The organism is Staphylococcus sp. MZ3, assembly GCF_018622755.1.
Taxonomy (GTDB): domain Bacteria; phylum Bacillota; class Bacilli; order Staphylococcales; family Staphylococcaceae; genus Staphylococcus; species Staphylococcus aureus.
Map to the genome: position 1 here is coordinate 1,682,569 of NZ_CP076026.1, position 15,230 is coordinate 1,697,798.

Annotated in this window: 14 protein-coding genes and 1 other RNA gene; 2 read left to right on the forward strand and 13 right to left on the reverse strand. The window is 33.7% G+C overall.

Going from position 1 to position 15,230, the window contains the following annotated elements; all coding sequences use genetic code 11:
• Positions 1-555: 555 nt before the first annotated feature.
• Positions 556-1,674 (reverse strand): tRNA 2-thiouridine(34) synthase MnmA, encoded by a 1,119-nt coding sequence (gene mnmA, locus KI230_RS08100; protein WP_000066097.1) that lies wholly within the window; start codon positions 1,672-1,674, stop codon positions 556-558.
• The gene (locus tag KI230_RS08105; RefSeq protein WP_000409167.1) at positions 1,675-2,817 is read right to left on the reverse strand and encodes a cysteine desulfurase family protein; all 1,143 of its coding nucleotides are present in this window, start codon (positions 2,815-2,817) and stop codon (positions 1,675-1,677) included. It abuts the gene before it with no gap.
• Between the two features lie 311 nt (positions 2,818-3,128).
• On the opposite strand from KI230_RS08105, the gene KI230_RS08110 reads away from it, so the two are divergent.
• Positions 3,129-4,142: an LLM class flavin-dependent oxidoreductase gene (locus tag KI230_RS08110; RefSeq protein ID WP_000985878.1), complete on the forward strand. Its 1,014-nt coding sequence runs from the start codon at positions 3,129-3,131 to the stop codon at positions 4,140-4,142.
• Positions 4,143-4,378: 236 nt separating this feature from the next.
• On the opposite strand, the gene KI230_RS08115 is transcribed toward KI230_RS08110, so the two are convergent.
• The 3 genes from KI230_RS08115 to cymR form a co-directional block, all read right to left on the reverse strand.
• On the reverse strand, positions 4,379-4,525 hold the full coding sequence (locus tag KI230_RS08115; protein WP_000009238.1) for an SAS049 family protein: 147 nt from the start codon (positions 4,523-4,525) through the stop codon (positions 4,379-4,381).
• Positions 4,526-4,564: 39 nt separating this feature from the next.
• Positions 4,565-4,747, reverse strand: coding sequence for a CsbD family protein (locus tag KI230_RS08120; RefSeq protein ID WP_000752909.1), 183 nt, complete (start codon positions 4,745-4,747; stop codon positions 4,565-4,567).
• 99 nt (positions 4,748-4,846) lie between these two features.
• On the reverse strand, positions 4,847-5,269 hold the full coding sequence (gene cymR / locus KI230_RS08125) for a cysteine metabolism transcriptional regulator CymR (protein WP_000704122.1): 423 nt from the start codon (positions 5,267-5,269) through the stop codon (positions 4,847-4,849).
• Positions 5,270-5,353: 84 nt separating this feature from the next.
• Here cymR and KI230_RS08130 point away from each other — a divergent pair, with 84 nt between their 5' ends.
• A complete protein-coding gene (locus tag KI230_RS08130) occupies positions 5,354-6,628 on the forward strand; it encodes a replication-associated recombination protein A (protein ID WP_000102729.1) in 1,275 nt (424 codons plus the stop codon).
• Between the two features lie 160 nt (positions 6,629-6,788).
• On the opposite strand, the gene KI230_RS08135 is transcribed toward KI230_RS08130, so the two are convergent.
• The 8 genes from KI230_RS08135 to KI230_RS08170 form a co-directional block, all read right to left on the reverse strand.
• Complete coding sequence (locus KI230_RS08135; protein ID WP_000682646.1) at positions 6,789-7,562, reverse strand: tRNA threonylcarbamoyladenosine dehydratase; 774 nt, start codon at positions 7,560-7,562, stop codon at positions 6,789-6,791.
• On the reverse strand, positions 7,562-7,690 hold the full coding sequence (locus tag KI230_RS08140; protein WP_001790559.1) for a hypothetical protein: 129 nt from the start codon (positions 7,688-7,690) through the stop codon (positions 7,562-7,564). Before KI230_RS08140 ends, KI230_RS08135 begins: the two co-directional genes overlap by 1 nt.
• Before the next feature lie 64 nt (positions 7,691-7,754).
• Positions 7,755-7,945, reverse strand: a non-coding RNA gene (ssrS, locus tag KI230_RS08145) — 6S RNA.
• Between the two features lie 77 nt (positions 7,946-8,022).
• Complete coding sequence (gene aspS / locus KI230_RS08150) at positions 8,023-9,789, reverse strand: aspartate--tRNA ligase (protein WP_053520966.1); 1,767 nt, start codon at positions 9,787-9,789, stop codon at positions 8,023-8,025.
• 15 nt (positions 9,790-9,804) lie between these two features.
• A complete protein-coding gene (gene hisS / locus KI230_RS08155; protein WP_000590826.1) occupies positions 9,805-11,067 on the reverse strand; it encodes a histidine--tRNA ligase in 1,263 nt (420 codons plus the stop codon).
• A 460-nt stretch (positions 11,068-11,527) separates the two neighbouring features.
• Positions 11,528-12,403 (reverse strand): N-acetylmuramoyl-L-alanine amidase family protein, encoded by an 876-nt coding sequence (locus KI230_RS08160; protein WP_045177799.1) that lies wholly within the window; start codon positions 12,401-12,403, stop codon positions 11,528-11,530.
• Positions 12,400-12,852, reverse strand: a complete 453-nt coding sequence (dtd, locus tag KI230_RS08165) for a D-aminoacyl-tRNA deacylase (protein WP_000869983.1) — start codon at positions 12,850-12,852, stop codon at positions 12,400-12,402. Before dtd ends, KI230_RS08160 begins: the two co-directional genes overlap by 4 nt.
• An 11-nt stretch (positions 12,853-12,863) precedes the next feature.
• Entirely contained in the window at positions 12,864-15,053 is a 2,190-nt protein-coding gene (locus tag KI230_RS08170) for a RelA/SpoT family protein (protein WP_001058591.1), read from the reverse strand.
• Positions 15,054-15,230: the final 177 nt, after the last annotated feature.

A 15,230-nucleotide genomic window follows, 5' to 3' on the forward strand; every position in this document is an offset into this window, starting at 1 on the left:
AATTATAACATCTTGATAAATTGTATGTCTCGAATCACTTAACAACGAATAAAATATAATCTAATATCATCTTCATTCATGAAAAAGCGGGAATGGAATAGAAATGATTAAGAACCATTAACGGTTTATTATGTAATGGTTCTTCCACATTAGCCACTACTATTATGTACTTAAAAATAGGAATACATAATTAGACTCATGCATAGGGAGTGGGACAGAAATGATATTTTAACAAAATTAAATTCGTTTACCCCAACTCGCACATTATTGAAATCTGACTTTCCGTCAGCTTCTGTGTTGGGCCCCGTCCCCAACTTCCATTGCCTGTTGAAATTGGGGTTCCAATTTCTCTGTGTTGGGGCCCCGCCAACTTCCATTGCCTGTTGAAATTGGGGTTCCAATTTCTCTATGTTGTGGTCCCGCCAATATAACATTGTAGAGCCTAGGACATTGTGATGTCCCAGACTCTATCATCATGAATTATTCTCATCAAAAACTGTCTTTCGTCATTTTCGACGTTGAAACTTCAAATAAGTAATTTATTGTTGCCATTGTTTATACAACATAATTTAATTGACCTTCATTTTTGAACACATCGTCAATTGTTGCTCCACCAAGACACACATCACCTTGATAAAAAACAACTGCTTGTCCAGGTGTGATTGCTCTTACTGGCTCAGCAAAAGTAACACGTAGTGCATGGTCGTTTTCACGTTTCACAAAAACTTTCGTATCTTTTTGGCGATATCTAAATTTAGCTGTACATTCAAAACCTTGATCTAAGTCATTATCTTCTGGATTTACAAATGAATAGTCTGAAGCAATTAAGTAATCACTGTATAATGCATCGTGATGGAATCCTTGTTCTACATATAAAACATTATCTTTTAGGTTTTTACCGACAACAAACCAAGGATCGCCATCTCCACCTATACCTAATCCATGTCTTTGTCCTATTGTGTAATACATCAAACCACTATGTTTACCCATTTTCTTACCATCAAGTGTTATCATATCACCCGGTTGTGCAGGTAAATATTGTGATAAAAATGTTTTAAAGTTTTTTTCGCCGATAAAACAAATGCCTGTAGAATCTTTTTTCTTAGCAGTAACAAGTCCTTGTTCTTCAGCAATTCGACGCACTTCACTCTTTTCGATGTCGCCAATTGGGAACATCACTTTTGAAAGTTGTTGTTGAGATAATTGATTCAAGAAGTATGTTTGATCTTTATTATTATCTACACCACGTAACATTTCAACATGACCATCTTCATGACGATGTATGCGTGCGTAATGTCCTGTTGCTACATAATCTGCACCTAAATTCATCGCATGATCTAAAAAGGCTTTAAACTTAATTTCTTTATTACACATAACGTCTGGATTTGGAGTACGACCTTTTTTGTATTCATCTAAGAAATACGTAAAGACTTTATCCCAATATTCTTTTTCAAAATTAACAGCGTAATATGGAATGCCAATTTGATTACACACTTCAATAACATCGTTGTAATCTTCAGTTGCAGTACATACGCCATTTTCGTCAGTGTCATCCCAGTTTTTCATAAATATGCCAATGACATCATAACCTTGTTCTTTTAAGACGTGGGCTGTTACAGAACTATCTACACCGCCTGACATACCAACGACAACACGTATATCTTTATTTGACAATTATGACTCCTCCTTAAATTTAAAATATATTTTATGAATTTCAGCTACAATTGCATTAATTTCATTTTCAGTAGTCAATTCGTTAAAACTAAATCGAATCGAATGATTTGATCGCTCCTCATCTTCGAACATTGCATCTAAAACATGCGACGGTTGTGTAGAGCCTGCTGTACATGCAGATCCAGACGACACATAGATTTGTGCCATATCCAACAATGTTAACATCGTTTCAACTTCAACAAACGGAAAATATAGATTTACAATATGGCCTGTAGCATCCGTCATTGAACCATTTAATTCAAATGGAATCGCTCTTTCTTGTAATTTAACTAAAAATTGTTCTTTTAAATTCATTAAATGAATATTGTTATCGTCTCGATTCTTTTCTGCTAATTGTAATGCTTTAGCCATCCCAACAATTTGCGCAAGATTTTCAGTGCCTGCACGGCGTTTCAATTCTTGTTCACCGCCAAGTTGAGGATAATCTAGTGTAACATGGTCTTTAACTAGTAATGCACCGACACCTTTTGGTCCGCCAAACTTATGAGCAGTAATACTCATTGCGTCGATCTCAAATTCGTCAAACTTAACATCAAGATGTCCAATTGCTTGAACCGCATCAACATGGAAATATGCATTTGTCTCAGCAATAATATCTTGAATATCATAAATTTGTTGCACTGTGCCAACTTCATTATTTACAAACATAATAGATACTAAAATCGTCTTATCTGTAATTGTTTCTTCAAGTTGGTCTAAATCAATAGCACCTGTATCATCAACATCTAGATATGTTACATCAAAACCTTCTCGCTCTAATTGTTCAAAAACATGTAACACAGAATGATGTTCAATCTTCGATGTGATAATGTGATTACCCAATTGTTCATTTGCTTTTACTATGCCTTTAATTGCCGTATTATTCGATTCTGTTGCACCACTCGTAAATATAATTTCATGTGTATCTGCACCAAGTAATTGTGCAATTTGACGTCTTGACTCATCTAAATATTTACGCGCATCTCTTCCCTTAGCATGTATTGATGATGGATTACCATAATGCGAATTGTAAATCGTCATCATCGCATCTACTACTTCAGGTTTTACTGGTGTGGTCGCAGCATAATCTGCATAAATTTCCATGTTTGGACACTCCTCACAATTTTATCAATGTTCCAATAATAGCACCTTACATACTATTTTTCTACTTTTCTGTTTAACTTTATTTATAATGTTTTTAATTATATTTTACCATTTTCTACACATGCTTTTCGATAGGCTTTTTTAAGTTTATCGCTTTATTCTTGTCTTTTTTATAAATTTTAGTATTTGCAGATATTTTTTCATTTGTAAAATGTAACGTACTATTATTTTGGTTATGAGCAATTTAATATTTATCTGGTTATTCGATTGGTATACTTCTTATATCATAAAAAAGGAAGGACGATATAAAAATGGCGATTAAATATTCAGCATTAAACCTTGTCCCTATTCGAGAAGGTGACGATGAACGAACAGCAATTAATGATATGGTTAAGCTCGCACAACATTTAGATGAATTATCGTATGAAAGATATTGGATTGCTGAACACCATAACGCTCCCAACCTAGTAAGTTCAGCAACTGCTTTATTGATTCAACATACGTTAGAACATACGAAACACATACGTGTAGGTTCTGGAGGAATCATGTTACCTAACCATGCTCCATTAATCGTTGCGGAACAATTCGGCACGATGGCAACATTATTTCCAAATCGTGTCGATTTAGGATTAGGACGTGCACCTGGAACAGATATGATGACCGCAAGTGCATTAAGACGAGATCAACATGATGGTGTTTATAAATTTCCAGAAGAAGTTTCATTATTACAACAATATTTCGGCCCAGCTCACCAACAAGCATATGTTCGTGCTTATCCAGCAGTAGGTAAAAATGTGCCTTTATACATTCTTGGTTCTTCAACAGATTCTGCACATTTAGCTGCTCGCAAAGGGCTTCCATATGTGTTCGCTGGACATTTTGCACCTCAACAAATGAAAGAAGCTATCGAAATTTACAAAACGTTATTTGAACCTTCTGATGTATTAGACGAACCTTATGTTATTGTATGTTTAAATACAATCGTTGCTGAAAATGATGACGAAGCACAATATTTAGCTTCATCTATGGCACAAGTAATGGTTAGTATCACTCGTGGCAGAATGCAGCCCGTTCAACCGCCAACACATGATCTACAAAATATATTAACGCCGAGAGAATATGCGATGGCTATGGAAAGACAGAAAATATCATTAATAGGTTCAGAAAATACTGTTCAACAAAAAATTCAAGATTTTATGGAAACTTATGGTGAAGTCAACGAAATTATGGCAATAAGTTATATTTATGATAAAGATATGCAATTAGACTCTTATCGTCGGTTCAAGAATGTTATAAATCAGATAAATGAAAAAAACACTTTATAATGTGATAAATAAACTAAGTGAAAGTATGTATCCATAATATTAATAAAAATAAACAGTAACAGCATTTTGAATAAAAGATGTCTTTATTGTTCAATCATTTGTTTTAGTAATGATTCAAATTCACTTAAAATTCTAAAGCAAATATGAAAGCGCCCCTTCAACTTTACACTGTGTTAGTGTTTATTTGATGGGGCGCTTTCAAAATATTGAAAAGCATATCCAAAATTTAAAGAAATTTATTTCTCTTTATCTTCATTTTCTTTTTTCTCTTCGTTATTCGATCCTGTATATTCATTTATCTTATCTTTTACATTTTTAACTTGTTCATTATCGCTATTTTTAAATTTTTCTACTGCGTCTTTAGCTTTATCCATAAAACTCATATTAATCGCTCCTCTTATATTTGATTAGTTTAATTGAACTTATTTTTTAAGTTTATCAATTGCATCAGTTATTTTGTTTTTAGCATTTTCAACAACTTCTTTTGCTTTACCAGTCGCTTTATCTTGCTGACCTTCTTTTTCTAATTCTTTGTTATCAGTAACGTTACCTACTGTTTCTTTAACATTTCCTTTAAATTGATCGAACTTACTTTCGTCTGCCATAGTGAAACCTCCTTGGATGTATATATTTATATACCACTAAGGAGGTTCGCTAAACATTATAATATGAAGTTTTTATGTTATAGTATAGTATTTATACGATTAAATATAAAACATGTATCCGTCTAAATCTTCACTTGTATCTACATATTCCGCTAAATATTTCAATGTTGTATTATCTAAAACATCTCTCACTGCATCTCTCATGCGAATCCATAGTTGTTTTTGCGCAGGTGGTTCTGATTCAATACTTTCAACAAATGTAATTGGACCTTCTAACAGTCTTATAATATCCCCTGCTGAGATTTCTTCCGCTGGTACTCTTAATTGGTATCCACCTTTAGCACCGCGTACACTTCGAATTAACCCCGCATTTCTTAAAGGACCTACAAGCTGTTCTAAATATAAATCACTCAAATTATTTTCTTCAGCAATTGACTTTAATGATATACATCCTTGCCCCTCTTTTTTAGCAAGAGAAATCATCAATGTAAGTCCATATCTCCCTTTAGTAGAAATTTTCATTGTATAACCTCACTTAATTCGAATATTGATATTCCCATTTTAGCATTTTTTGAGTTAAGATAGTATAAGAAAGGTGTGACAAATGTGAGTACAGAACCATTAGCATCGAGAATGCGCCCAAAAAATATAGATGAAATCATTTCCCAACAACATTTAGTTGGACCAAAAGGCATTATCAGAAGAATGGTTGACACAAAAAAATTAACTTCAATGATTTTTTATGGTCCACCTGGTATAGGCAAAACAAGTATTGCCAAAGCAATTTCGGGCAGTACGCAATATAAATTCAGACAATTGAATGCTGTAACTAACACTAAAAAAGATATGCAACTTGTTGTTGAAGAAGCTAAAATGTCTGGTCAAGTTATCTTGTTGTTAGATGAAATACATCGACTAGATAAAGCTAAACAAGACTTTTTATTACCTCATTTAGAAAATGGCAAAATCGTCTTGATTGGTGCTACAACTTCAAATCCTTATCATGCTATCAATCCAGCGATTCGTTCAAGAGCGCAAATTTTCGAGTTATATCCTTTAAATGACGAAGATGTGCGCCAAGCGTTAACTCGTGCAATAGAAGATGATGAGAATGGTTTGAAAACATATCAACCCAAAATTGATGAAGATGCCATGACCTACTTTTCTACACAAAGCCAAGGTGATGTTCGTAGTGCGTTAAATGCATTGGAATTAGCTGTATTAAGCGCAGATAATGACAAAGACGGTTATCGACATGTTACATTGCAAGATGCTAAAGACTGTTTACAAAAAGGTGCATTTGTAAGTGATAAGGATGGTGACATGCATTACGATGTTATGAGCGCTTTCCAAAAATCTATCCGTGGTAGCGACGTCAATGCCGCTTTACATTATTTAGCACGATTAATTGAAGCTGGAGATTTACCTACAATAGTTCGACGATTACTTGTAATTAGCTATGAGGATATAGGCTTAGCCTCACCTAATGCTGGTCAGAGAACACTTGCTGCTATTGAATCAGCAGAACGTCTAGGTTTACCAGAAGCTAGAATTCCACTAAGCCAAGCAGTAATCGAACTATGCTTATCACCTAAGTCAAATTCAGCAATGAGTGCCATTGATAGTGCATTGTCCGATATTAGAAACGGTCATGTGGGTCAAATTCCAAATCATTTAAAAGATGGACATTATCAAGGTGCTAAAGATCTAGGCCGATCTATTGGTTACAAATATCCACACCAATATGTTAATGGCTATGTTTCACAGCAATATTTACCTGATAAACTTAAAAACAAAATTTATTATGAACCAAAAACGACATCTAAAAGTGAACAACAACTCAAAGAAATATATAACAACTTACTTAAACAAAGGCCGTAAAAATAAGATTAAATCGATTACCTTTGATATTTTAGCTATAATCAAATCAAAACTGACTAGTACACGAGGCATATTCTACTATGCTTGCGAACTAGTCAGTTTTAGTTTTATGGTGTGGTTACACTTGCCTTACGTTGAAAATTATGACTTTCAAAATGAATTATTGCCCTTTGTCTTTAATGCGACGAACTGGAATATCTTTTAATACGTCATTCACCACATAACTAGCACAAATTAATCCAACAACACTTGGCACAAAGGCATTTGAAGAAGGTGGCATTTGTCCTTTTCGATTGATAGCATTTTTATCTCCAACTATATCTTTTACATCTTCTCTTATGACAATTGGACTTTCATCTGAAAATACAACTGGAATCCCTTTACGAATTCCTAGTTTTTTCAATTTTTGACGAATAATTTTGGCCATTGGATCGGTATGTGTTTTAGAGATATCAGAAATTGTAAAACGTGTTGGATCTGTTTTATTTGCAGCACCCATACTGGAAATCACTTTAATCCCTCGGTCAAGACACTCTTTCATTAAGTGTACTTTGTACATTATTGTATCACTTGCATCTACAAAATAATCTATATCGTAGTTATCGAAAATTTCTTCATATGTCTCTTCTGTATAAAACATATGTAAGGGCGTGACTTTACAATCTGGATTAATTAATTTAATACGTTCTTCCATCAAAGAAACTTTACTTTGTCCTACCGTTGTAGTTAAAGCGTGTAATTGTCTGTTTACATTTGTAATATCAACATCATCTTTATCTATTAATATAATATGACCAATATTCGTTCTTGCTAATGCTTCAGCAGCAAATGAACCAACACCTCCAACGCCAAGTATGACAACAGTTTGTTGCTTCAATAAATCTAAACCTTGTTGTCCAATCGCTAGTTCATTTCTTGAAAATTGATGTTTCATTATTTTACCTCTTTCACTGATTTATACATAAGTACATAGTAACTTAAAATTTTATATTTAGCATTATCGCTTTGATTATTTTCCCAAAATTCAACGAGGAAACATTTATTAAACGCTATAAAACCCAACTAATTCTTTATTAAAAACTTAAAGAAACGCATAAAAATACGCAAGACAAAGTCTTGCGTATCGATAGAGTCCGTATTGCCGTAGTTATAATAGCTTGATCATTCGGCCTGTTATATACAGGTGGGTGCCCTGTTTCTTGTTTTGTACGTCCTTCATATAAGGCGTGTACGCTGCAAGAAAACCCATTGGGCTCCCTTGATCAAAGAGTGTTAGGCCCAAATTAAAAAGCAAACTTACGAACAACTCAGATGACTATCTTATGATGTTATATTACCACATAATTAAAATTAATGAAATTATAACAAACCAAAGTTTATTGATTTTTTAAAATTTAGTGACGAATTCGCAAAGAAAGTTCTTCTAATTGTTTATCAGAAACTTCACCAGGCGCATTCGTTAATAAACATGTAGCAGATGCTGTTTTAGGGAATGCGATTGTATCTCTCAAGTTTGTTCTATTAGTCAATAACATGACTAATCGGTCTAATCCTAATGCAATACCGCCATGTGGTGGTGCACCATATTTAAATGCATCTAGTAAGAAGCCGAACTGTTCTTGTGCTTGTTCTTTAGTAAATCCAAGAACTTCGAACATTTTTTCTTGTAACTCACCATCATGAATTCTGATTGAACCGCCACCTAATTCATAACCATTTAATACTATGTCATAAGCATTTGCATCAGCTTCTTCTGGCGCAGTGCCAAGCTTAGCAATATCAGCTTCTTTTGGAGATGTAAATGGATGATGTGCTGCAACGTAACGTTTCGCATCTTCATCATATTCCAATAATGGCCAATCTGTCACCCATAAGAAGTTTAATTTTGTTTCATCGATTAAACCTAATTCTTTAGCTAATTTGACACGTAATGCACCTAAACTTTGTGCAACGACATTTGGTTTGTCTGCAACAAACATTACTAAGTCACCAGCTTCAGCACCAGTTAATGTAAGTAATGTTTCAACATTTTCTGTTTCAAAGAAACGTCCAATTGGACCTGTCAAACCATCTTCCACAACTTTAACCCACGCTAATCCTTTAGCACCATAGATGTTTACAAATTCTGTTAAAGCATCCATATCTTTACGAGTATATTGTTCAGCTGCACCTTTAGCGACAATTGCTTTAATTTCACCATCATTTTCAACAGTATCTTTAAATACTTTAAAGTCCATATCACGTCCTAATTGAGAAACGTCAATTAATTCCATTTCAAAACGCGTATCTGGTTTATCAGAACCATAGCGACGCATCGCTTCTTTATATGTCATGCGTGGGAAAGCGCCATTAATTTCAACGCCTTTAACTTCTTTAACAACTTTTTTAAGCATTTCTTCACCCATTTGCATCACATCTTCTTGGTCTACAAAACTCATTTCAATATCGACTTGTGTAAATTCAGGTTGACGATCTGCACGTAAATCTTCGTCACGGAAGCATTTTACGATTTGATAGTATTTGTCAAATCCACTAATCATCAATAATTGCTTAAATAATTGTGGTGATTGTGGTAATGCATAAAATTCACCATCATGAACACGAGATGGTACTAAATAGTCACGTGCACCCTCAGGTGTTGACTTCGTTAGTACTGGTGTTTCGATGTCAAAGAACCCTTCATCATCCAAATATTGACGAATAGAACGTGTAATTTGATGTCTCATTTTAAATGTTTGCGCTAACTCTTGACGACGTAAATCTAAATAACGGTATTTTAATCGAATATTTTCATCAACGTTAACATTTTCTTCATTTATAGAAAATGGTGGTGTCTCAGATTTATTAATCACTTTAATATTTGTAACTTGTACTTCAACTTGGCCAGTTTTAATTTTAGGATTAACTGTTTCAGGGTCACGCTTCGTAACTGTACCTTGAACTTCTACAACATATTCAGAACGTACTGTTTCAGCAATTTTCAATGCCTCTTCTGAAAATGCAGGATTAAACACGACTTGTACAATTCCTTCTCTATCTCTTAAATCAACGAAAATCAATCCACCTAGGTCACGACGATTGTTAACCCATCCTTTTAATGTAATTTCTTGTCCTAAAAATGCTTCAGTAACTAATCCACAATAAGTTGTTCTCTTACTCATATTTTAACGCCCTCTCTACTTCTTAAAATATTCGACTAATGCGTCTAATTCAATTGTTTCAGATTCACCAGTTGTCATATTTTTAACATCGATTTTATTATTTTCTAATTCTTGATCACCAATAACGATTGTAAACTTGGCACCTAAACGGTCTGCTTGTTTCATTTGTCCTTTAATTTTACGCTGTAAGTAGTCTTTATCTGCTTTAATACCATTATGTCTCAAATGATTTAATAACTTCACAGCATATCGATCTGCTTGATCACCCATTGTAACAATGAATAAATCTAAGTTTTCTTCAATATCTAATTCGATACCTTCTTCTTCAAGTGCAAGCAATAATCGTTCTATACTTAGCGCAAAACCAATACCTGTTTCACTTGGACCATCTAGCAATTCTAATAAACCATTATAACGGCCACCACCACAAAGCGTTGTAATGGCACCATCATAGTTAGGATTATCCATCATTAATTCAAATGCTGTATGTGTATAATAATCCAATCCACGAACTAAGTTAGGATCTTCAATATATGGAATACCTAAATCATCTAAATAAGCTTTTACTTGTTCATAATATGCCTTAGATTCCTCATTTAAGAAATCAGTGATTCTAGGTGCAGTCTTAATCGCTTCTTTATCACGGTCAACTTTACAATCCAAAATTCGCATCGGATTTGTATGCAAACGTGATTGACAATCTGAACAAAATTCATGAATTACTGGTTCAAAGTGTTTCACTAACGCTTCGTTATATTCTTTTCGAGACGCCATATCCCCTACACTATTAATAACAAGCTTTAAATGTTTTAATCCAAATGATTGATAAATATGCATAACCATAGCTAATACTTCTGCATCTACGCTAGGATTTTCAGCACCAATAGCTTCTACACCAAATTGATTAAATTGACGATAGCGCCCTTTTTGCTTACGTTCATATCTAAACATCGGTCCATTGTAATAAAGTTTAATTGGTTGGTTTGGATTACCTTGCATTTTATGTTCAATATATGAACGCACAACTGCAGCTGTTCCCTCAGGTCTTAATGTAATACTTCTATCGCCTTTATCTTTAAATGTATACATTTCTTTTTGTACGACATCGGTTGAATCACCAACACCTCTTGCAAAAAGATCTGTACTTTCAAAAATTGGTGTTCTTATTTCTTTATAATTATAAAATGTCATTAATTCATCTAATTGATTTTCAATGTAACGCCATTTCTTTGAATCTTCAGGTAAAATATCCTGCGTCCCTCTAGGTATTTTAATCATTTTGACATCTCCCTCGGCAAACTATTTTATTTAATTACCTTTTTAAAACTAAAACTATATACGATCACTTAACTTTGCATGATAAATCATAATTTTAAAAGCAAAAGAAAAAGCCCTTGCACAGCCTGAAACTGCACAAGGGACGAATATCCGTGTTGCCACCCTCATTGGTTTAAAAAACATGCCTAATTGTAATCATCATTACTTTTTATAAGCGTGCATTAAATAAACCCACTCAAAACGTTTAACGTACGTTTAACGGCTTTACTTTTCATAAAGCACCTCTTCTTGTGTTCAATGTATATAAACTACTCAGCATAATCTTTCAGTCTATGGATTATATTCCTACACAATCTTAGTTAGATTGCTACCTATTTCATTTACCATTTCAAGAATACTAACGGTTTTAGTTATAAAATTCAATATCAATGATAACTACTTTCACATATTTTTGCAAGCCCTACGCAGAAAAATAAATTTTAAGTCCATCAACAATTGCTTGTTCTAAAATTTGTCTATGTAATTGATCTTTAATCATCGTTTCATCAGTTGGGTTACTAATATAACCTAATTCTAATAAAACAGCAGGAACTTTTGTTTGTCTTAACACTTGATAATTTTCTTGTCTTGAACCGCGATTAGAAAGTAGACCTTTCTTCTGAATCGTAGCGTCTAACGTATCTGCTAAAGCTCTTTGATTATCATGATACCAATAAACTGTCATTCCATTTACATTAGATGATTCTAATGCATCATTATGTATACTCAAATAGGCATCGCCTTTGATATCACGATTTTCTAGTGAAACATATGTATCGTCTGTTCTTGTCATCTTAACAGTTGCGCCTTCTTTTTCTAAAGTACGCTGCAATTCTTTTGCTGTTTTCAACGTATAGTCTTTTTCTAAACTTTTATATTTAGTATTGCTTGAAGCACCCTGGTCACTACCTCCATGACCAGGATCAAGCACTATTGTTTTACCTTGCAAAGGATTTTTCTCCTTCGTATTATCCGCGACAATATCTAAATTTGTGTGCCATCCAGCTATCCAACCTTTTTCATTACTGGATGTATCTTCAACTTCAATCCATTTACCTACTTTACCAATCTTTTTAAAATGGTCACCTTTCTCAACTTTATATATGACTGGATACGCAGCGTTTGGACCTGTACGTAATTCAGCATTTTCAGTTATCGTGATGTTCCCACTATCTTCACTATTGCTATTCAGCAATAAAAATAAAAAGATGATAAATAAGACAAAGGCAATCACTACTATTAGAGTACGTTTATTTTTAAGACCCTTTTTAGATAACCATGCCTCTATTTTTTTCATTGAATTTTGCCGTCCTGACTTTCATAAATAATAGTGACTGGACCATCATTATTTATGCTAACATTCATGTGTGTTCCAAATTCACCTGTTTTCACAGTAAGACCATACGCTCGTAGCGCATCATTAAAATACTCATAAATTTTTACCGCTTGATCAGGATTTTTAGAATTTGAGAAACCTGGACGGTTACCTTTTTTTACATCTGCATAGAGAGTAAATTGTGAAACTGATAGTATTTCACCATTCATTTGTTGGATATTAAAGTTTAATTTATTATTGTCATCTTCAAATAATCTTGCATTAGCAATTTTCTTTGCAATTACATCTGCATCTTGCTCTGTAGAGTTCTGACCGATACCGACTAATAAACAATATCCTTTTTTGATTTGATTATTTAATGTATCATTCGTCACCGATGCTTCTTTAACTCTTTGTACAACTACTTTCATATTTTGCACCTCTAGTTCCAAACTCTTGTTACTGTATAAACATCACCAAGTTGTTTGATCTTTTCTACCACACGATAAACATCATTCACGTTTTTCACCATGACACTAATATTTATTATTGCATTTTTATCAATATCTGAACGTCCTGAAACTTTAATTAAATTGCCGGTTGTCGAGCTAACAGCTTGTAGTACTTCATTCAACAAGCCATTTCGGTCATACGCAGTTACCTCTAAATCAACCTGATATTTTTGAGTTGCGTCTTTTGATTTTACCCATTCAACATTAATTAGTCGTTCAGTTTCGTTCTTAATATTTGGGCAATCAGTGCGATGTACTTTAATACCGTGACCTTTGGTGATATAACCTACAATATCATCACCTGGTATAGGATTACAACATTTTGACAACTTGATAAGTACATTTTCTAAACCTTCTACATAGACACCACTATCAGTAATGATGTTGTCTTTAATAGGCAATGATTTCGTAACTTCTTGTGCTTCATTTAAAGCACGTTGTTTATCTAAAATACGTTGTCTTTCAGTTAATTTATTAACAATCTGTAAGGATGTCACGCCGCCAAATCCTACAGCTGCGAATAAATCATCTTCATTTGCAAAGTTATATTTTTCATTAACAACCTGAATATTTTTCTCTGTCAAAATATCTTCGACTCTAAATCCTTGCTCTTTTATTTCAACTTCAACCATCATTCGGCCTTTTTCAATATTAGATGAACGATCTTGTTTTTTGAAGAAACTTTTAATTTTACCTTTGGCACTAGACGATTTAACAATTTTCAACCAATCACGACTTGGTCCATATGAATGTTTACTAGTACGTATTTCAACAATATCGCCTGTTTGTAAAATATAGTCAATTGGTACAATTTTGCCATTCACCTTGGCACCAATCATCTTATTACCTACTTCACTGTGAATCGCATAAGCAAAATCAATCGGCACAGCACCATATGGCAACTCAATAACATCACTCGCTGGGGTAAATGCGTATACTTTGTCACTCTGTAAGTCATATTTTAAGGTTTCCATAAATTCTTGAGCGTCAGACGATGTATGATCCGCTTCAGCTAATTCTTTTAACCAATTTAACTTATTTTGATAAGTTTGATCTTTTTCACTTACTTTTTTACCTTCTTTGTAAGCCCAGTGTGCTGCAACACCATGCTCAGCAATTTCGTGCATATCAAACGTTCGTATTTGGATTTCGAGCGGGTCTCCATTTGGACCTACTACTGTAGTATGCAATGACTGATACAAATTTTGTTTAGGCATTGCAATATAATCTTTAAAACGTCCTGGCATCGGTTTCCATAACGTATGCACCAACCCAAGTATCGCATAACAATCATTAATAGAATTGACAATAACACGTATCGCCAACAAATCAAAAATTTGATCAAATTGTTTTTTCTGCTTCATCATTTTCCGATAAATACTGTAAATATGTTTAGGTCTACCATTTATATCGCCTTCGATATTCATTCGGTCCATTTCAGTACGTATTCTATCAATAGCCGTTTCGATATACGCTTCACGTTCACTACGTTTCTTCTTCATTAAATTGACTATTCTAAAATATTGCACATTATCAATATAACGAAGAGCCGTATCTTCTAGTTCCCATTTAATTGTATTAATACCAAGACGATGTGCTAAAGGTGCATAAATTTCTAATGTTTCTCGAGAAATTCTAATTTGTTTTTCACGCGGCATGGCTTTCAAGGTACGCATATTATGTAATCTGTCTGCTAATTTCACCAAAATTACGCGTACATCTTTGGCAATCGCAATAAATAACTTGCGATGATTTTCAGCTTGTTGTTCTTCTTTTGAGCGGTATTTTACTTTTTTAAGCTTCGTCACACCATCAACAATTCGAGCAACTTCTTCATTGAACATTTCTTTTACATCTTCAAATGTATACGGTGTATCTTCAATTACATCATGCAAAAAACCTGCGACAATCGTCGGTCCGTCTAATCGCATTTCTGTTAAAATACCTGCAACTTGTATAGGATGCATAATGTATGGTAATCCGTTTTTTCGGAACTGACCTTTATGTGCTTCATAAGCAATATGATAGCTTTTTAAAACATACTCATATTCATCTGCTGACAAATATGATTTTGCTTTGTGAAGAACTTCATCTGCACTATATGGATATTCGTTGTTCATTATATGATACACCCCATTCATATTTATTACTTCGCCTTAAACAATGATTTAGGTACTCTTGTTGAATAGTATTTGTCCCACACCAATCATACGTCCGTCGACGATAAATATTTATCCTGTCGTCATTAATCGTAATATTAATTTTACTTGAGCGAGTTTAATTTGTATACTATTCCT

Coding starts and splice junctions, on each gene's coding strand:
- KI230_RS08105 (WP_000409167.1), bottom strand. CDS start 2,817: ATGGAAATTTATGCAGATTATGCTGCGACCACACCAGTAAAACCTGAA.
- KI230_RS08110 (WP_000985878.1), top strand. CDS start 3,129: ATGGCGATTAAATATTCAGCATTAAACCTTGTCCCTATTCGAGAAGGT.
- KI230_RS08115 (WP_000009238.1), bottom strand. CDS start 4,525: ATGAGTTTTATGGATAAAGCTAAAGACGCAGTAGAAAAATTTAAAAAT.
- KI230_RS08120 (WP_000752909.1), bottom strand. CDS start 4,747: ATGGCAGACGAAAGTAAGTTCGATCAATTTAAAGGAAATGTTAAAGAA.
- cymR (WP_000704122.1), bottom strand. CDS start 5,269: ATGAAAATTTCTACTAAAGGGAGATATGGACTTACATTGATGATTTCT.
- KI230_RS08135 (WP_000682646.1), bottom strand. CDS start 7,562: ATGAAACATCAATTTTCAAGAAATGAACTAGCGATTGGACAACAAGGT.
- aspS (WP_053520966.1), bottom strand. CDS start 9,789: ATGAGTAAGAGAACAACTTATTGTGGATTAGTTACTGAAGCATTTTTA.
- hisS (WP_000590826.1), bottom strand. CDS start 11,067: ATGATTAAAATACCTAGAGGGACGCAGGATATTTTACCTGAAGATTCA.
- KI230_RS08160 (WP_045177799.1), bottom strand. CDS start 12,403: ATGAAAAAAATAGAGGCATGGTTATCTAAAAAGGGTCTTAAAAATAAA.
- dtd (WP_000869983.1), bottom strand. CDS start 12,852: ATGAAAGTAGTTGTACAAAGAGTTAAAGAAGCATCGGTGACGAATGAT.
- KI230_RS08170 (WP_001058591.1), bottom strand. CDS start 15,053: ATGAACAACGAATATCCATATAGTGCAGATGAAGTTCTTCACAAAGCA.